Genomic DNA, 16574 nt, shown 5'->3' on the forward strand with positions numbered 1-16574 from the left:
ACGTGGTTGGTGGTCATCGGCCCGTCTTTGGTGATCAGGAATCACACCGCGTGTTGAGCGGTCCTCCTGGTCAGGCAGCGGTGCAGGTGTTCGTGAGGCTGCCGAGTCCTTCGATGGTGGAACGGAGCACACCTCCGGGGGCCATGTATCGGGGCGGCTTGCAGGAGTTGCCGACGCCGGAGGGAGTGCCGGTGAAGATCAGGTCTGCCGGTCGCAGCTCGCACACGCTGGACAGGTAGCTGATCAGGGTCGGTATGTCGAAGATCAGGTCGCTGGTGCGTCCCTTCTGGATGGTGTCTCCGTCGTAGGTGGAGGACAGTGCGAGGTCGGTGGGGTTGTCGAGTTCGTCGAGGGTGGTCAGCCAGGGGCCGATGGGGCTGAAGGCCTGGTAGCTCTTGGCAAGGCCGAACTGCGGGGGGCGGCCGGCCAGTTGCATGGTGCGTTCGGAGATGTCCTGGCCGACGCAGAATCCGGCGACATGCTCGAAGGCCTGGTCGGAGGGGATGTTGCGGCCGCCTTCGCCGATGACGACGACGAGTTCGAGTTCCCAGTCGACGGTCTCGGTGGGCAGCGGGATGTCCGCGACGGGCCCTGCCAGGCTGGAGGGCCACTTGGTGAACGCCAGCGGAGCGTCGGGGATGGGCGCTCCCGTCTCGGCGCTGTGGTCGCGGTAGTTCAGGCCGATGGCGAAGATCTGGCGGGGGTCGGTGACGGGAGGACCGAGCCGGCTGGCGTCTGCTTCCAGCATGGCCAGTGTGGTCGTCGAATCCGCCTTGGGGTGGGTGGCGGCGAGCCACTGGCTGATCTCGGCGATCCGGGTGACCGAGGCGTCGACCGAGGTCGAGAAGCGGCCGTCGGAGGCGGTGTTCAGGTCAATGACGCCTTCGGGCGTGACGACGACGGCGCGGCCGTCAAGGTTGGCGAGTTTCATGGTGAGGTCCTTTCGGAGGGAAGAGCGTCTGCAACGCACGAGCGACGCAGGCCGGATGGGGGGTGGATTCGGCGTGGTTCAGCTCGTCGGGTCTGGAGCACGGCTGCCTTGGGTGACGATGGCGTGCCGGGTGGGACGTTTGGGATCTGTCCGGGGACCAGGCGGGCTGCTGGCGTGCCTCATCGGCGCGGGTGCGCGGGATTTGGTGCGTCCGGTGACGGATGCAGTCCGGCAGAGCGAGGGAGCCGTTGACGTGCTGGGGGGTGGCGGCCTGGCGACGTCGGGAGGGGCGGGGCCAGGGCCAGCGGTGCTTAGACCCGCCGGACAGTGGCTGGCGGGCTCTAGTTCCGTGCCGTCGGCCAGGCACCGGTGGATGCAGTGTCGTGCAGTTCCATCCGCAGACGTTGGGTGAGTTCGCGGACCAGGGCATCGGCTCCGTCGAGTGAGCCGGCGGTGCCGAAGACGTGGAAGTCGGGGCGGAGCAGGATCACGTCACGGTCCCATTCGTCGAACCAGGCTGCGTACCCGCCTTCCAGGTCGGTCACCGGTGCGTGGGGCCCGACGTGGACGGCGATGCCCCCGAGTCGTTCCCATGCCTCACGGACCGGCGCCGACAGTGATGCCAGCGGGTCCCCGTTCCGGCTGAGCAGCACGTGTGCGCCCATTCCGCACACGTCGTCGAAGAAGCCCTCCTGGTCGCCGACCCGCACGAGCCCCTGACGGCCCAGTCGTCCCGAGTACGCATCCCCGGCCGCGAGCGAATCGGTGCCCATCCGCCAGTCCATCGCCGGCGGTCCGTCGCCGGGGTTCTCCCGGATCGCCCTGTCCCGCTCTGCGCACGCCTCAGGGTCGACCATGCAGAGAATGTTGCCGATCATGACGGCAGTGGAGATCATCTGTTCCACGTGCGGGATACGTTCGCCGGCGTAGTCGTCCAGGGTGTCCAGCGGGACGATCCCTCTGAGCACCAGGTCCAGGCGCCAGGCGAGGGTTGCCACGTCGCGGATCCCGGAGTTCATGCCCTGTCCCAGGAACGGCGGCATCAGGTGTGCGGCATCACCGGCCAGCAGCACTCGCCCCTGGCGCCATCGTTGGGCCCAGCAGGCTCGGAAGCTGTATGCCGCGTAGCGGACCAGTTCCGCGTCCGCCGGAGTGACACCGCGCTCAGCGAGCATCCGCCACACGGTGTCGTCGGTGGCCATGTCCTGCTTTTGTTCTCCGGGCAGCAGCATGAACTCGTAACGACGCCGCCCCGGCCCGGCCGGCACCGATGTCACAGGGCGCGGCGGGCCAAGGATCTGCCCGAAATAGGGGAACCACTCCCGTTCCACCGTGGGTTTGAGGTCCACCACCAGCCAGTCGGAGGAGAACTCCAGGTCGCCGTCCAGGGCAATGCCCGCCAGGCCCCGAACGGTGCTCGAGGCGCCGTCACACCCGACGACGAACCCGGCGGTGCATGCCAGTTCGGCCGCCCCGGCCCGGGCGCCTCCGTTCTCGTCGGAGGGCGCGAACCACACGCGGACGCCGTCGTCGTGCTGCTGCAGGTCGGTGACCACATGGCCCCTCAGCAGGCGGATCCTCGGCTCCGCTTCGACCTGCGCCTCCAACACCGCCTCGAGATCGGGCTGGTTGAACGTCCCCCCATGCGGTCCCTCGGCCCTGGCAGGTGCAGGCATAGTCTCGGAGAAGAGGATCTCCCCATCGGGGGCGACGTAGTTGAGGCTGGTCCCCTCCGGTTCCCACAGCACGTGTGGCTCCAGTGGCTCGGTGACCCCGGTCAGGTTCAGCACCCGCCGCGCCTCATTGCTGAGGCCCACGGCCCGGGGCAGGGGGTAGAGGGCCGGCCACCGCTCCACCACGAGAACTCGGTGCTGGTTACGAGCCAGGAGCAGGCTGAGTGTCAGTCCCACCGGTCCGGCTCCTACGACCAGCACATCCCACGGCTCGGCCAGGGAATCACCCGGCGGCTCGGGGTGGTCATTGTTCTGCTCCATCGCAGCTCCAAATGCTCAGTAGACTATGGATGACGGCGCGTCGCTGATCTCGGGACTCTTGGGCACGTCAGCAGAAATAGCGGAGCGGTCAGGGCTCGATATCCTCGTCACATTCCTGCTGAATTGCGGCCCACTGTTCCCGGATCACGCTCTGCAGGTGGCGTGCTTTGGGCCAGCCGCTGTATATGGCAAGGTGCAGCGCGAGTTCTTCCAGTTCAGCCACGGTGAGATCGCCACTGCTCAGGGTGGCCCGGACGTGATCATTGATTGCCTCGGGTGCACCTGCTGCTGTCACGCAGGCCAGCGTCACCAGCCGCCGATCACGCTGGCTCAGCCCCGGCCGCACCCAGACGGCGCCGTACACGAAATTCTGCGTCGCCTCATCCAGCGGCGTGGGAATGAAGTCACTCCCCGACTGTTTCACCATCATGATTTCACGGAAAGCCGCTTCGGCAGCGGAACCGGACATTGGATCCTCTTTCACTGCTCGGCCGTTGAAGGTCGCGCCGGGCACGCGACACCGAGTTGCTGCAAATATCACGGCCACCGGCCTCCGCGGGGCCCCGCTTTAGGCCGGACGTCAGGGACACAGAGAACGCCACACTGGCGGCCCGGCTCTGGCTCTTCCTCCGGCCCGGCGGAGCACCGCGCTCGATGTCGTCAGCGAAGGCCCCGGCGTCCCCCGTCGCCGCCCCTGTCACCGCGGCTTGGACGATCGGCGCCGACGGCGCGAGGCCTGATCTTCAGCATGCAGGCACTCCGGTGGGGGAGAATGCGCGAACGCTACGTGCGCCGTCTCGCGACCCTGGTGTGTGTGGAGTTCGGCCTTGTGCCGCCGTTGCCGATCCCGCTAGTGCGGCGCCGGTGGTGTGAGGCGGGCGCCAGGTGGTTCATGGGCGCTTAGTCAGTTCGGACTCCGGCTCGCCGGCCTCGAAGCGGGTGACGAAGTCATCGGGGTCGAATTCCACTCCGATGGGGTTCTTCTGGAACTCGTCGGATAGCAGGTACGCCTGCGTGGACTCCGCGTCGGGGAAGTTGTCGATCTGCAGCTCGACGCGGTTTCCGTCGGGGTCCGCGTAGTACATCGACACGGTCATGCCGTGGTTGATCACCCAGACCGGCTCGATTCCCTTCCCCTTGAGCCGCTTGTAGTTGTCGACCAGGTCCCCCAGCTTTTCGTAGGTGAAGGCGAAATGCTCCAGCCCGGTGTGTTCCATTCCGGGGGTCACCGACGATCCGACGCCGAGGAACGCGACCCGGTGATGCTCGTCGTCGTAGGTCATGAAGCCGAGCATTTCGTTCGTGAAGACAGGGCGGCCGTCCAGAACTTCCGCGTACCAGTTGATCATCTCTTCCAGGCGCCCGGTCTTGAGTACGACATGCGCGAGTTTGGCGGGAGCGACCATTTCTTTCCTCCTTGATTGTGCGGCACGGGTGAGCATCGGTGAAAACGGGCCAGCCGAGCCTTTTGCGGCCGGTCAGCCGTGGTCCAGTCGTCGCCGCAGGAAACGCTTGTTGCACGACTAGGGGATCTCGAGGCAGGCCGGGAACAGTTCGTCGCGCGGCGCGGGAATGCGATGTCGCGCGACGGTGCAGCGTCCGGCTTCCGGATGTGCGCCGTGGAAAGCAGGGGCCGGGTTCTATCGATACATGCCGCTGGGCCGTCGACTGACGGCGCAGAGCGCCTGTCGATCTGCCCCGTACCTCTCCAAGTGACAGGCGGAGCCCCATCCCTCTAAACAATAATCTATAGATTCCATTTTCGGAAGGGCTGGGGAAGAATGTGGCCATGCCTTCCTCCCAGACCTGGCCGACGGACCCGCCACAGACACGCGCTGAATGGGTTGACGCGCGGCTGCGCGCGGCCATCCTCACCGGACAACTCGCGGCCGGGACCAGACTCCACGCGGAACGACTGGCTTCCCAGTGGGGCGTGTCGGCAACGCCTCTCAGAGAGGCGTTCCAGCGCCTGGCCGGCGACGGGCTGGTCGAGATCGCACCCCAGCGGGGTGCGCGGGTGGCGGGCCTCGACCGCGCCAAGGCCGCCGAGTACTACGAACTGCGCCTCCTGCTCGAGCCCCGCGCTCTGGAGTCCTCGCTCCGCGAAGCCGATGCGGCCTTCCTGGACGAGGTCCGTCGCGCCATCACTGAGTTGGAGGCGGTGGAGACGTCCGACTCCGTCGAGACCGGCTTCATCGCACATCGCAGTTTCCATCAGACACTGCTGTCCCGCTGCCGCAACAGGGAAATGCTGCGCATGTGCAGTGTCCTGCAGGACCAGACCCAGCGGTTCGCCGCCAATTCCATGGTCGTAAGGCACCTCATCCAGCACCGCGCGCTCGCCGACGCAGTCCTTGGGGGGGATAACGACGAGGCCGTCCGTCTGCTTACCGTCCACCTGCAGACCAGCATCGGCGGCCCCCACCCCCAAGATGACGCCCTCCCTAGCAGCGCCGGCGCCGAGCCCCCGGAGTCCTGAGCCCGCCGGAGGCATCCAGCCGCAAGGCCACCACCGGCGTCCACATGCGTCTCTCCACCCGCGTCCCGGCGAGCTGGCACCTTTCCTGACAGCGCAGATCCGGAAGACGGGCAACCCAGACGGTACGGCAGTGCCATGCGGGCGAGACCGGCCGCGCGTGCCGGGGGACGACAAGGACCCTTTCGACTGAAACTCGCGGTGTGGGCACCCCGGCCTCGCGCCTTCCCAGCTCGCCACCACTGCTGTGTGCGGCCTGAGAGCCGCCCCGGCCTGCCGGGCAGCACCGACGTAATGAACTTGTCGCTGCCCGCCCGCGCCCCGGCCTTCAAGTGCCGCTGCCGCGCGCACACCGAGGCGCCTCTGGGGTCCGGGCCGCCGATCCAATGGCCAAATGCTCAACCACGCATGCGCTGCCCTCGCCACCGCTACAGCGCGGTGACCTGCGCATGCGCGATGTCGACCACCGATTGCACAGCAGCCGCCACTAAGCGTGACCAGCCCGGCAGTTGACGTTCGTTGCGGTGAGTGCAAGCCTTGCTGTCGCTGCAACATGCAAGTGAGTATAAGCAGGCTCGCCATGAACTCACCCTCCCTACCGCCGGATTGGCGTGAGCACAGGAGCAGCGAGCCAGGGAGAGGACAACCATGAACTCGATCCCCAGCTACCAGCCCGACATCTTCGACGACGACGCTCAGCTCGACCCGTACGGCCACTACCAGGCCCTGCGTGATCTCGGTCCGGTCGTCTGGCTGGAGCCCTACAAGATGTACGCACTGCCGCGCTACGCCGAGGTGCGCGCCGCATTGGGCGATCCGGAAACGTTCTGCTCCGGCCGGGGCGTCGCGATGGACGACCTCCCCGAGGGCCTGCCGGTGTCGACCCTCATGAGCGACGGCGCGTTGCACGAGCACCTGCGCAGCGTGCTCACGGGGGAACTGACACCCCGGGCGTTGCGGCCGCGGAAAGCCGGCATCCAGGACGTCGCCGACGAGGTGGTCGAGCAGCTGGTGCGTCGCCGCTCGTTCGACGGCGTCGCCGACCTCGCCCGAGCCCTTCCCCTCGCCGTCGTCCCCGACCTGGTGGGGTGGCCGCAGAGCGGTCGTGAGCACCTGCTGGAGTGGGCGGCAGGCGCGTTCAACCTCCTGGGCCCGTTCAACGAGCGGTCGATGGCCAGCCTGCCCGCCGTCGGAGCGATGACGGAGTTCGCGATACAGACCGCGGACTCTGGCGACCTGCTGCCCGGAAGCGTCGGAGCCGGGATGCTCGCCGCCGCGGCCCGCGGCGAGATAGAGCCCGGACACGTCCCGAGCCTGCTGGTCGACTACATCGCCCCGTCACTGGATACCACCATCAGCGCCATCGGCAGCGCACTGTGGCTGCTGGGGACCCACCCGGACCAGTGGGCCGCGCTCCGCGCCGACCGCACGCTGATCCCCAAGGCGGTGAACGAAGCCATCCGATTCGAGACACCGATCCGCAGCTTCACCCGGGTCACCACCACCGCCACCGAGGTCGGCGGGTTCGAGATCCCGGCGGACGCGCGGGTCATGATGATGTACGCCTGCGCCAACCGGGATGAGCGCCATTACGAGCGGCCCGACGAGTTCGACATCACCCGCGAGGCCTCCGACCACCTGGGGTTCGGCTACGGCGTCCACGGATGCGCCGGGCAGGGGCTCGCCCGCCTGGAAGCGCAGGCCGTCCTGTCCGCGCTCGCCGACCAGGTCGAGAGCTTCGAGATCGGGGAACCCGTCCGCGGGATCAACAACATCATCCGGGCCCTGGCCGCCCTGCCTATGACCGTCACACCGGCCCGCGCCACGGCTGACGCCTGACCGCTGATTCTCCCGAGCCAAGGACCGGCATGCGAGGCGGGCATGCGGTCATGGCTTCCGCGGGGCGAGAGCCACGACCCCTGCCGCGGCATGATCCCGGGGGAACGAACCGCAGGGAGCCGGTGTCCACCGAGTCGGATGGACTGTTGACGGCGAACGCCCCCATGGTCCCCGGAACACCCTGCAGAAGCTGGCGCACACAGAAATCGGTGTGGCCTCCGTGCCGGAGGGCGGCGGATACATCGACGGCATGCCACATGACGACCTGCTGGCCCCGGCCAGGAGAACACGCCTGAGAACAGGAAGACCGCTCGCGCACTACACCGTTCGCCGCCCATGTCTGTCGTCCGCCGCATCGACGCCGTACTCACCCTGGTCACGACCGCAGCCAGCGAACGACCTCGACCGTGAGCTCCGGCCCAAGAGCGCCTACGGCAATCCCGACAAGGATCACGCCAACACCTGTGAAGGCCAACCCGGAACTGACCGGCCGCCTCGAGAACTTCGAGTCCAGCTCAGACCAGCAGCCAGTCTCGAACCGCTGCTCCAGGTGACGGGCCAGCGAGACAAGCAGGCAACTGCCAGGAAGGGACAGCCCAGAGTCACAACCACGGCCCGTCGACTCCTGGCTGAAGTGAGCCGCACCCGCGGCTCCCACCCGGCCGATCCGCACCCAGCACAAGGAGAAACCCACACATGGCACAGGAAGTACGCGGCGTCATCGCGCCGGGCAAGGACGAGCCCGTACGGATCGAGACGATCGTGGTCCCCGACCCCGGGCCGGGCGAGGCGGTGGTCAAGGTGCAGGCCTGCGGTGTGTGCCACACCGACCTGCACTACAAGCAAGGAGGGATCAGCGCCGACTTCCCCTTCCTGCTCGGGCACGAGGCCGCCGGCGTGGTGGAAGCGGTCGGCGACGGCGTGACCGACATCCAGCCCGGCGACTTCGTCATCCTCAACTGGCGTGCAGTGTGCGGGAGTTGCCGGGCCTGTCTGCGCGGCCGCCCCTGGTACTGCTTCAACACCCACAACGCCAAGCAGAAGATGACCCTCACCGACGGCACCAAGCTCTCCCCCGCCCTCGGCATCGGCGCTTTCACGGAGAAGACCCTGGTTGCGGCCGGACAGTGCACAAAGGTCGACTCGGCCGTCGCCCCGCAGATCGCCGGACTGCTCGGCTGCGGCGTGATGGCCGGAATCGGTGCGGCGATCAACACCGGCAACGTCAGTCGCGGCGACACCGTCGCGGTGATCGGCTGCGGCGGAGTCGGCGACGCCGCGATCGCCGGTGCCCGGCTGGCCGGCGCAGCGAAGATCATCGCCGTCGACATCGACGACCGGAAACTGCAGACGGCCCGGAAGATGGGCGCCACCCACACGATCAACTCCCGTGAGACCGAACTCGTCGGCGCGATCAAGGACCTGACCGGCGGCTTCGGCACCGACGTCGTCATCGAGGCGGTCGGCCGCCCAGAGACGTACCGGCAAGCGTTCTACGCCCGCGACCTCGCCGGCACGGTCGTCCTGGTCGGCGTGCCCACGCCGGACATGCAGCTCGAAATTCCGCTCCTGGACGTCTTCGGACGCGGAGGCGCACTCAAGTCGTCCTGGTACGGCGACTGCCTGCCGTCCCGGGATTTTCCGATGCTGATCGACCTGCACCTCCAGGGCCGACTGGACCTGGCCTCCTTCGTCACCGAGACGATCACCCTGGACGAGGTAGAGAAGGCGTTCGCCAGAATGCACGACGGCGACGTCCTGCGCTCGGTGGTGGTGCTGTGATGCCGGCCGTACGCATCGACCACCTGGTCACCTCAGGCACCTTCTCCCTCGACGGCGGCACCTGGGACGTCGACAACAACGTCTGGATCATCGGCGACGACACCGAAGCGATCGTCATCGACGCCGCCCACGACGCCCAGGCCATCGCCCGGGCGCTGGGCCACCGGGCGCTACGGGCCATCGTGTGCACCCACGCCCACGACGACCACGTCGGCGCAGCCCCCGAACTCGCCGACCTGACCGGCGCACCGATCATGCTCCATCCCGACGACGACGCGCTCTGGAAGCAGACCCACCCCGACCGCACCCCCGACGACTCGCTCACTCACGGGCAGCAACTCACCGTGGCGGACACGGAGTTGACTGTCCTGCACACCCCCGGCCACACCCCCGGCGCAGTCTGCCTGCACCTACCCGCACTCGGGGCCGTGTTCACAGGAGACACCCTCTTCCAGGGCGGCCCCGGCGCCACCGGCCGCTCGTTCTCCGACTTCCCCACCATCATCGGCTCCATCCGCGACCAACTGCTCACCCTCCCCCCGGAAACAGTCGTCCACACCGGACACGGCGCCTCGACCACGATCGACGCAGAAGCCCCACACCTCCAGGAGTGGATCGACCGAGGCCACTGACGCACCGCCCGCGCGCCCCGGCCCACTCGACACGAACAGAACCCGGCTTCCTGACCACATCCGGCACCCGCCCAGCGCCGCCTCCAAGGCCCTGCACACATGCAAGACCGTGTTAACAGGCTGGTCCTCTTCCGGCACCAGTTAACTCCCACGGGCGCGGCCCACACCGCCGAGGAGCGTCAACGTGCACGACAGCGTCATTCCATGTCATCCCGCCTTGCGCCTGGATGTCCGGTCGAGGACCGCCTCACAGGGTTGGTCACGATGACTGGCCGCACACCTGATGCGCTCGCCCACGACTCTACGCCCGATGTGGGTGCCGTGATGGTCGACCGACGGAACGGCCGGGTGGGCGTGGTCATGGGGCACGTGGGGCCATACGTGCAGCTTCGGCCACCGCACGGCGGCCGGGAGTGGGACGTACCGCCCGACGACACACGTGCGCCAACCCCGGCGGAAACGTTGGGCACCAAGGGGTCCGTTGCCCACAGGAAGTCAGGGAGGTGACCCATAGCCTGGTCGAGCACAAACTCGTGGGTCGAACGACGCCAAGGACCTGATGAACCGCTCCGGGTCTGATGGAGGCTCCGGCCTGTCCCGGAGCGGTTCAATCGGCTGAGCCTCGTCTGGCTGGACCTCGCCGTGGGCGGCTTCGTCGAAGGCGCGGTGATCCTGGCCGAGCTGGAAGCGGCCTATGAGGGTCCGGATAACGAGAAGGTGTGGGACCGAGCCGCACAGCACTGTTGGTCCCTCACCCAGCGGGTGTGACCACGACTTTCGACGGACGAGGGCGACCTCGCATCTCCGGCGCGAGGTTCGCTGACGGTCCCGATCAAAGCCGTGGTCGCAAGAACGAGCCCTCGGAAGAACGAAACGCGACTACTGATCGCCGAGGTCTTCGCTGTAGGCGGTCTCCAGCTGGGCTGCGAACGCTTCGGTCAGCTGCTGTGTCTGCGACCGGTCGATGACCACGTGCTTGCACAACCTTGCTGAAAGCAGGCCTTGGGAAGCCCCGTGCCCCAACAGGCCGAGGTCCTCGGTGACATCGACTACACTCATGCCCAACTGGCAGGGGCCCGAGCCGTGTTGAACCGAAGCTGGGACGGCGGGTTCAGCGCGCAGTCTCTTCCTGGCCGAGCGAGCCCGCTACCCGGCTCGTGGAGATCCTACCCCCGCTCGCCCTTTCCCAAATCGCCGTATCGTTCCTGCTGCTGGAGATGCCGTCCCCTACATAGGTGTGCTTCGCGTGGCTCGCGAAGGCCTGCGCATCTACTGAGCTTGAACTCATGATGTCGTCCGGGTGAGAGGTAGGCCGGTTCCGGCGAGGCATCCGTTGATGAGGTGGGGACGGTACTGGATCTTTCGCATGCCGTGGCGGATGGTCTGGATGAGGTGCTCGGGGGTGGTGAAGGCGGTGTTGGACAGCCAGCCGCGCCGCAGCAGTGACCAGATGCCCTCGACCGGGTTGAGGTCGGGTGCGTAGGAGGGCAGCTGGTAGACGGTCAGCCAGTCCTGCCGGGCGATGAACTGCCGCATGCCGTAGGCGAGATGGACGTTGAGGTTGTCCCAGACCAGCACAATTGGCCCACCGAGCTGCTGATGTGCGGCGATGAGCAGGTCGCGGTAGTCGGTCCAGGCGAAGCTCTTGCGGCCGTCGCGCCGGCCGTCGTCGCGGCGCGGTCGGTAGATGAGCCGGGAGCGTTCACCAGGCTTGTAGCAGGTCAGGGCGGCGATGGAGATACGGCGGCGGGAGCGGCCGCGAACCCGGACGATGGGCGTCTGCCCGCGCCGGGCCCAGGTGCGTGCGGTCGGCGGCGTCATCGAGAAGCCGGACTCGTCCTCGAAGACGATCCAGGCGTCGAGCGCCGCCGCGGTCCTTCCACCTGCGGCCAGGTCTCCTTCACCCAGCCGCAGATCGCCTCCTCGTCACGTTCGACGGCTCTCCTGGCCGGGATCTGGCAGGAGAAGCCGTGCCGGATCAGCAGTTTCCGCACTCCTTGCAGGGTGTAGCCCTTGTGGAACCTGCGGCCGATCACGGTCTTGACCCTCGACAGCGTCCACCGCTGATCCGGCCAGCCGTGCGCGACCGGGCCCTTGGCCAACTCCGCCTCCAGCTGCACGAACTGGGCCTCGCTCAACCTGGGTGGTGACGCCGACCCGGTCGAGCGCAGAGCCCGCGGACCGCCCTTGTCCCAGGACCTGCGCCACCGCTGGACGGACCGGACGCTGACCCGTAACTCCTTCGCGATTGTCGAGCTCGGCTCACCCTGGGCGAACCGCTCGGCCGCCCTCAACCTGATGCCCTCGCGGAACTGCCGGCGCTCGTCCGACAGACCGCCGCCCTGCGCGTACCTCATACCAACGGCGTATCGCGAGGATCAAGCTCTGTCACCGGCTACGACAACCCGAGTTCAAGCTCAGTAATTCACAAAGAAGCCTGAGGGCTCGATAGTTGGAAAGTCGCCCCTTCACTGCAACTGGGCGACGTCTAAGGGATTTGTCCCTCCCGCGCTTGCAGACCCTTTTAGGGAGCATGCGGCGATCTGACGGCTCGCCAGCATTTGACGGACGAGGAAGCAAAGCTTCGCCCCCCGATCCCTCAACTCGCGGCCGGGAATCCCCCCAAGCTGCTCGATCCGCCTTCTGCCGGCATGATGGCCAGCAGCCGGCAGGACGGTAGCTCCATCGGGGTAAAGGCGAGTAGGTGCATGGCGAACTCCGTGCCGCCCTGCCGGGGAAGATAGAGGCGGCGCGGCCGGTTCGATGCCGGATGGGTCAGGCTCGGCAGATTCGGCGAGTCCCATAGTTTGCGGGCAACAGCATCGCCTCGGACAGTGTCGATGACCTCTCGGAGGCGCTCGTCATGGCGGTACTGCTCGGCGTGCACGCGGAGCTGGGCGATCATGGGCAGCGCCCATTCATCCTGCCAGTCGATGAGCTGGGTGCGAGCCTCGGGCCAAGTGAGCGCCCATTCCATGACGTTTAGGCCGTACATCATCCACGGAAAGATCTCCAGAGTCTTGGAGTTGCAGGCGAGAATGTCCCAGCGGAGGTCGGTAACCCAGAGGCCCCAGGTCGGGCTCTGCTCGACAAGGTTGCGGATTGTCTCCGGCAGCAAGTCAGCAAGGGGGCTGACCGGGGCTCCGGCCGGGGTCCGCCCCTGGGTGACGCGGTAGACGACGTGCCATTCGTCGGGTGTCAGGTCCAGGATCCGCCTGATCGCCTGCAGCAGGCCCTCTGAGTAATTTGCCGACCGGCCGGACTCCAGGGTGTTGTACCAGCGGCGACTGACGCCGGCCAGTTGCGCCACCTCGGCCTGGGTGATTCCGGGGGTCCTCCTGTCCCCGAACGTGGCCGTGAAGCCTGGGATGTCCGATGCGTTACGGCGCGCCCGAGCTTGCCGCAGTATGCGGGATACGATCGAAGCCTGCGTCTCATCACTATTCATAACGTTCACATAACGGCCGAGGGTGGGATTTAGATCACATTGACAGTCGACCCTCGACAACTCACCCATCTTCCCATTCCTTCAATCGCTAGAGGTTTCAGGGGAGTTGACGAACGTCAGCGCATGCAGCATTCCTATGCCGTACGCCTGCCGCAGAGAAATGAGAACTGCCAGTTCTCATCGGCAGCATAAGCGACTGCTTTGAGTTCCTGTGCCACGCCGGTTGCCGTTCTAGGGTCAGCGACAACATCACCGAAAGCACATTCCCCACCGGTGCGGATTCGGTGCACTCGCGTAAAGGATCTTCATGTCGCGCTCTGTTTTGATCATCGGCGGAAACCGTGGAATCGGGCACTCCACCGTCCGGGCCTTTCTCGAACGGGGCGACAAGGTCGCCTTCACTCACCGGAGCAGCGGAGCCGATCCCGACCTCGCCTACCTCGGCGCCCTGCCCGTGCTCTGCGACATCACCGACCCCGAACAAGTCGAGAGCGCCTTCAAGGAGGTCGAGGCCGACCAGGGCCCGGTCGAGGTGCTCGTGGCCAACGCCGGCATCACCCGGGACAAGCTGCTGCTGCGCATGTCGGAGGAGGACTTCACCACGGTCCTGGAAACCAACCTCATCGCCTCCTACCGGCTGGCCAAGCGGGCCACCTGGAGCATGGTGAAGGCCAAGCAAGGTGGCCGGATCATCCTCGTGTCCTCCGCCGTCGCTCTCAAGGGTGAAGCCGGGCAGACCAACTACGCGGCGTCAAAGGCGGGCCTGATCGGCTTCGGCCGCTCTCTGGCCCGGGAGGTCGGCTCACGCGGGATCACCGTCAACATCGTGACCCCCGGCCTGACCGACACCGCCATGGCCGCAGCCCTGCCTGAGACACGCGTCAACGAGATCATCGGGGACGTTCCGCTGGGCCGCATCGGAAGGCCGGAGGAGATCGCCGCGACCATCGCCTTCCTGGCCAGCGAGGAAGCCTCCTACATCACCGGCGCCGTCGTACCGGTCGACGGCGGCATCTCCATGGGCCACTGACATTCCCCAGTTACCCGTCAGCGACCGATGGCGCCGTGCACAACGCGGCAGAGAGCAGGGCTACATGATGCGGGGGTTGCTGTTCGGTGGCCGGGCCCGAGGCCCCGCCACACAAGAAGGGGCGAGCAGCCGGGCGATGAGCAGACGCGCGATCCGCCAGGAGTGCCGGCACCTGCTGGCTCAGATGCCGATACCCCAGCCCTTCACCCTTGAGGGACTGATCGCCGGGATCGAGGCGGAACGGGAGCGGCGGATCAAGCTGGTCGCGATCCCCGATCACCTGCTGGCCAACACGGACGTGTGCGGGCTGTGGCTGCGGCTGGACGACGTGGCGGTCGACCTGATCCTGCATGTGGCGGGCACAACGTCCTTCCACCGTCAGCAGATCATCCTGCACGAACTGGCGCACCTGTGGTGCGACGACGTGACCGAGGCCGACGCCGGCGAACTGGCACGACTTCTGCCCGATTTCCCGCCCGAACTCCTGCACCGGCTGTTGGCGAAGGGCCATGTGATGGCCCGCCACCGCTACGACTCACGGCCGGAGATACGCGCCGAAATGCTGGCCGACCTGCTGCACCACACGGCCTACACCGCCGACTACATCGAGGACTCCACGCTCCGGCACCTCGACGAGGACCTGTCCCACCTGCGCTTCATTCCCCGCACCCGCACTCCCCGGAAGAGCCGTGTCCCTCTCTGATGCGTTCGTCTCTCTGATCATCGCCCTGCTACTGCTCCAGGCGGTCGTGCGCCTGCCGACCGCCCTGCGAGGCCGGCGGCGCGAGCGCTCACTGTGGGGCGCTTTCGCCGCCTTCGCCGCCGCCTGGTGGCTGCGCACCGACACCGGCCGAGCGGTGATCGACCCGCTAAGCATCACCGACCTGCCCACTCTCCTCAAGCACGTGCTGGCGATCGCCGGGATCTGCGTCCTGCTGACCTACATCACGGACATCTACCACGAGGAGGACGCAGGCGCCCGCCACATCAAGATCACCTCCGCTGTGCACCGTGTCGCCGTCCGCGCTTCGCTGGCCACGGTCCTCTGCCTCGTCGCCGTGTTCTTCCTCGTCCTGGATCGGTCGAAGACCGCAGCCGACAGTCCGTACTTCATGGGCCGGCACGCCGGCGAGCCCGGGCTCGCCCTGTACCTGGGGCTGTTCAACACCTACATCGCCTCGGCCGCCGCCGTGTGCGGCTACCAGTGGGGCCGGGCCGCCCGGATCGCCCGCCGTTGGAGCCTGCGCACCGGACTGGCGATGATGGCCGCTGGCATGACCGTGATCGTCGTGTACTCCGTCGTACGCACCGTCTACCTGGCCGCGACCACACTCCGCCCGGCCGCCGCGGCGGCCGGCAGCGCACAGGAACACATCACCGACACCCTGCTGTACGCGGGATTCGCGCTGTGGCTGCTCGGCTCCCTCACGCCCGCCACCCGCACCCTCACCACCCAGGCCCGCGCGATCAGGGCGGTGATCGGCCTGCACCGGCTGTGGCGCGACTTGGTTCTGACCATCGATGGCAGCGCACTGCACGCACCCAGCATGCTCTTGGGCGGCCACCGCACCTTCTCCCTGCTCAACACAGTGCGGGACCTCGTCTCACATGACACCACCCCGCAGATCCGGCTCGGCCGATTCGTCACAGAGATCCGCGACGTCACCCACGAACTGCGCCGCAGGGCACCGGCCGACCTCTTCGAACGCGCCCGCCGACTCGCAAAGGCCGAGGGACATATCGGCCTGGATGCCGACGCCGTCGCCGAGGCGTACTGGCTCAAGGCCGCCATGACCCTCGCGGGGGCCCCGGGCCGGGCACCAGCTGCCTTCCACACAGCCGGCGACGACTTCGCCTCCGAAGTGCCCTGGCTCTTGCGGGTCGCCCGCGCGTACCGCCACGCCAGCCCGCACACCGGCGCAATCATGGACGCACTGGCTCCCGCACCCCTCCCCCACCTCGCGAAGTGATGGATATGAACGCTCTGACCGCATCGGCCGCCGCCCTGTTCTTCAACGCCGAAGGCGAGGTCCTCATCGTCAACCCGACCTACAAGGACTACTGGAACCTGCCCGGCGGTGCCGTGGACCTCGACCAGGAGGAGAGCCCGTACGAGGCGGCCGTGCGGGAGATCCAGGAGGAACTGGGCATCACCCCGCCGATCGGCGACCTGCTGGTGCACGCCTGGGTCACCGTTCCTGGCGGAGGCGCCCAGGTCCTGTACATCTACGACGGCGGCATCCTCAGCCCCGGGGACCAGGACGGGATCACCTTGCAGGACTCGGAGCTGAGTGAGTACCGCTTCTGCCGACCGGACAATATGGAGGACGGCCTGATCCCCCCGCACCTGACCGAGGTCTGGCTGACCGCCCTGACCGCGCAGGCCGAGCAGCGTCCGGCCATGCGCACGATCCGCCTCTAACGCCGGACTGTCTCGCCTCG

Annotated in this window: 17 protein-coding genes; 9 read left to right on the plus strand and 8 right to left on the minus strand. The window is 67.3% G+C overall.

Annotated features, from left to right (window positions below):
- Window positions 1–70: 70 nt before the first annotated feature.
- The 4 genes from OG885_RS09670 to OG885_RS09685 form a co-directional block, all read right to left on the minus strand.
- Window positions 71–931: a fumarylacetoacetate hydrolase family protein gene (locus OG885_RS09670; RefSeq protein ID WP_405729073.1), complete on the minus strand. Its 861-nt coding sequence runs from the start codon at window positions 929–931 to the stop codon at window positions 71–73.
- Window positions 932–1272: 341 nt separating this feature from the next.
- A complete protein-coding gene (locus OG885_RS09675) occupies window positions 1273–2925 on the minus strand; it encodes a bifunctional 3-(3-hydroxy-phenyl)propionate/3-hydroxycinnamic acid hydroxylase (RefSeq protein ID WP_405729076.1) in 1653 nt (550 codons plus the stop codon).
- Window positions 2926–3013: 88 nt separating this feature from the next.
- The gene (locus OG885_RS09680) at window positions 3014–3394 is read right to left on the minus strand and encodes a carboxymuconolactone decarboxylase family protein (RefSeq protein ID WP_405729079.1); all 381 of its coding nucleotides are present in this window, start codon (window positions 3392–3394) and stop codon (window positions 3014–3016) included.
- A gap of 421 nt (window positions 3395–3815) precedes the next feature.
- Window positions 3816–4331, minus strand: a complete 516-nt coding sequence (locus OG885_RS09685; protein WP_405729082.1) for a VOC family protein — start codon at window positions 4329–4331, stop codon at window positions 3816–3818.
- A 383-nt stretch (window positions 4332–4714) separates the two neighbouring features.
- On the opposite strand from OG885_RS09685, the gene OG885_RS09690 reads away from it, so the two are divergent.
- From OG885_RS09690 to OG885_RS09710, 5 genes are all read left to right on the plus strand, one after another.
- On the plus strand, window positions 4715–5404 hold the full coding sequence (locus OG885_RS09690; RefSeq protein ID WP_405729085.1) for a GntR family transcriptional regulator: 690 nt from the start codon (window positions 4715–4717) through the stop codon (window positions 5402–5404).
- Between the two features lie 645 nt (window positions 5405–6049).
- Entirely contained in the window at window positions 6050–7240 is a 1191-nt protein-coding gene (locus tag OG885_RS09695) for a cytochrome P450 (RefSeq protein WP_405729088.1), read from the plus strand.
- A 696-nt stretch (window positions 7241–7936) separates the two neighbouring features.
- A complete protein-coding gene (locus OG885_RS09700; protein ID WP_405729091.1) occupies window positions 7937–9022 on the plus strand; it encodes an S-(hydroxymethyl)mycothiol dehydrogenase in 1086 nt (361 codons plus the stop codon).
- Window positions 9022–9654, plus strand: coding sequence for an MBL fold metallo-hydrolase (locus tag OG885_RS09705; RefSeq protein WP_405729094.1), 633 nt, complete (start codon window positions 9022–9024; stop codon window positions 9652–9654). Before OG885_RS09700 ends, OG885_RS09705 begins: the two co-directional genes overlap by 1 nt.
- 264 nt (window positions 9655–9918) lie before the next feature.
- Entirely contained in the window at window positions 9919–10161 is a 243-nt protein-coding gene (locus OG885_RS09710) for a hypothetical protein (RefSeq protein WP_405729097.1), read from the plus strand.
- A gap of 372 nt (window positions 10162–10533) precedes the next feature.
- Here the strand turns inward: OG885_RS09710 and OG885_RS09715 are convergent, their stop codons facing one another.
- The 4 genes from OG885_RS09715 to OG885_RS09730 all read right to left on the minus strand — a co-directional run bounded on the left by OG885_RS09715 (window position 10534) and on the right by OG885_RS09730 (window position 13102).
- On the minus strand, window positions 10534–10713 hold the full coding sequence (locus tag OG885_RS09715; protein WP_405729100.1) for a hypothetical protein: 180 nt from the start codon (window positions 10711–10713) through the stop codon (window positions 10534–10536).
- 225 nt (window positions 10714–10938) lie between these two features.
- The gene (locus OG885_RS09720; RefSeq protein ID WP_405729103.1) at window positions 10939–11475 is read right to left on the minus strand and encodes a transposase; all 537 of its coding nucleotides are present in this window, start codon (window positions 11473–11475) and stop codon (window positions 10939–10941) included.
- On the minus strand, window positions 11472–12011 hold the full coding sequence (locus OG885_RS09725; RefSeq protein ID WP_405729106.1) for a winged helix-turn-helix domain-containing protein: 540 nt from the start codon (window positions 12009–12011) through the stop codon (window positions 11472–11474). Before OG885_RS09725 ends, OG885_RS09720 begins: the two co-directional genes overlap by 4 nt.
- Window positions 12012–12253: 242 nt before the next feature.
- Complete coding sequence (locus OG885_RS09730) at window positions 12254–13102, minus strand: helix-turn-helix domain-containing protein (RefSeq protein WP_405742665.1); 849 nt, start codon at window positions 13100–13102, stop codon at window positions 12254–12256.
- Between the two features lie 307 nt (window positions 13103–13409).
- Here OG885_RS09730 and fabG point away from each other — a divergent pair, with 307 nt between their 5' ends.
- The 4 genes from fabG (at window position 13410) to OG885_RS09750 (ending at window position 16554) form a co-directional block, all read left to right on the plus strand.
- Window positions 13410–14132 carry a 3-oxoacyl-ACP reductase FabG gene (gene fabG / locus OG885_RS09735; RefSeq protein WP_405729109.1) on the plus strand — a complete coding sequence of 241 codons (723 nt, stop codon included), beginning with the start codon at window positions 13410–13412 and terminating at the stop codon, window positions 14130–14132.
- A 136-nt stretch (window positions 14133–14268) separates the two neighbouring features.
- Entirely contained in the window at window positions 14269–14835 is a 567-nt protein-coding gene (locus OG885_RS09740; RefSeq protein WP_405729112.1) for a hypothetical protein, read from the plus strand.
- Window positions 14822–16102, plus strand: a complete 1281-nt coding sequence (locus OG885_RS09745) for an MAB_1171c family putative transporter (protein WP_405729115.1) — start codon at window positions 14822–14824, stop codon at window positions 16100–16102. The genes OG885_RS09740 and OG885_RS09745 overlap by 14 nt, the downstream gene beginning before the upstream one ends.
- A gap of 5 nt (window positions 16103–16107) precedes the next feature.
- On the plus strand, window positions 16108–16554 hold the full coding sequence (locus OG885_RS09750) for an NUDIX domain-containing protein (RefSeq protein ID WP_405729118.1): 447 nt from the start codon (window positions 16108–16110) through the stop codon (window positions 16552–16554).
- Window positions 16555–16574 lie beyond the last annotated feature (20 nt).

Origin of the sequence: Streptomyces sp. NBC_00028, assembly GCF_045041065.1 — a bacterium.
Taxonomy (GTDB): Bacteria; Actinomycetota; Actinomycetes; order Streptomycetales; family Streptomycetaceae; genus Streptomyces.

What these genes read in the sequence shown, in the direction of transcription:
- OG885_RS09670 (WP_405729073.1), bottom strand. Translation starts at nt 931, where the DNA reads ATGAAACTCGCCAACCTTGACGGCCGCGCCGTCGTCGTCACGCCCGAA.
- OG885_RS09675 (WP_405729076.1), bottom strand. Translation starts at nt 2,925, where the DNA reads ATGGAGCAGAACAATGACCACCCCGAGCCGCCGGGTGATTCCCTGGCC.
- OG885_RS09680 (WP_405729079.1), bottom strand. Translation starts at nt 3,394, where the DNA reads ATGTCCGGTTCCGCTGCCGAAGCGGCTTTCCGTGAAATCATGATGGTG.
- OG885_RS09685 (WP_405729082.1), bottom strand. Translation starts at nt 4,331, where the DNA reads ATGGTCGCTCCCGCCAAACTCGCGCATGTCGTACTCAAGACCGGGCGC.
- OG885_RS09690 (WP_405729085.1), top strand. Translation starts at nt 4,715, where the DNA reads ATGCCTTCCTCCCAGACCTGGCCGACGGACCCGCCACAGACACGCGCT.
- OG885_RS09695 (WP_405729088.1), top strand. Translation starts at nt 6,050, where the DNA reads ATGAACTCGATCCCCAGCTACCAGCCCGACATCTTCGACGACGACGCT.
- OG885_RS09700 (WP_405729091.1), top strand. Translation starts at nt 7,937, where the DNA reads ATGGCACAGGAAGTACGCGGCGTCATCGCGCCGGGCAAGGACGAGCCC.
- OG885_RS09705 (WP_405729094.1), top strand. Translation starts at nt 9,022, where the DNA reads ATGCCGGCCGTACGCATCGACCACCTGGTCACCTCAGGCACCTTCTCC.
- OG885_RS09710 (WP_405729097.1), top strand. Translation starts at nt 9,919, where the DNA reads ATGACTGGCCGCACACCTGATGCGCTCGCCCACGACTCTACGCCCGAT.
- OG885_RS09715 (WP_405729100.1), bottom strand. Translation starts at nt 10,713, where the DNA reads ATGAGTGTAGTCGATGTCACCGAGGACCTCGGCCTGTTGGGGCACGGG.
- OG885_RS09720 (WP_405729103.1), bottom strand. Translation starts at nt 11,475, where the DNA reads ATGACGCCGCCGACCGCACGCACCTGGGCCCGGCGCGGGCAGACGCCC.
- OG885_RS09725 (WP_405729106.1), bottom strand. Translation starts at nt 12,011, where the DNA reads ATGAGGTACGCGCAGGGCGGCGGTCTGTCGGACGAGCGCCGGCAGTTC.
- OG885_RS09730 (WP_405742665.1), bottom strand. Translation starts at nt 13,102, where the DNA reads ATGAATAGTGATGAGACGCAGGCTTCGATCGTATCCCGCATACTGCGG.
- fabG (WP_405729109.1), top strand. Translation starts at nt 13,410, where the DNA reads ATGTCGCGCTCTGTTTTGATCATCGGCGGAAACCGTGGAATCGGGCAC.
- OG885_RS09740 (WP_405729112.1), top strand. Translation starts at nt 14,269, where the DNA reads ATGAGCAGACGCGCGATCCGCCAGGAGTGCCGGCACCTGCTGGCTCAG.
- OG885_RS09750 (WP_405729118.1), top strand. Translation starts at nt 16,108, where the DNA reads ATGAACGCTCTGACCGCATCGGCCGCCGCCCTGTTCTTCAACGCCGAA.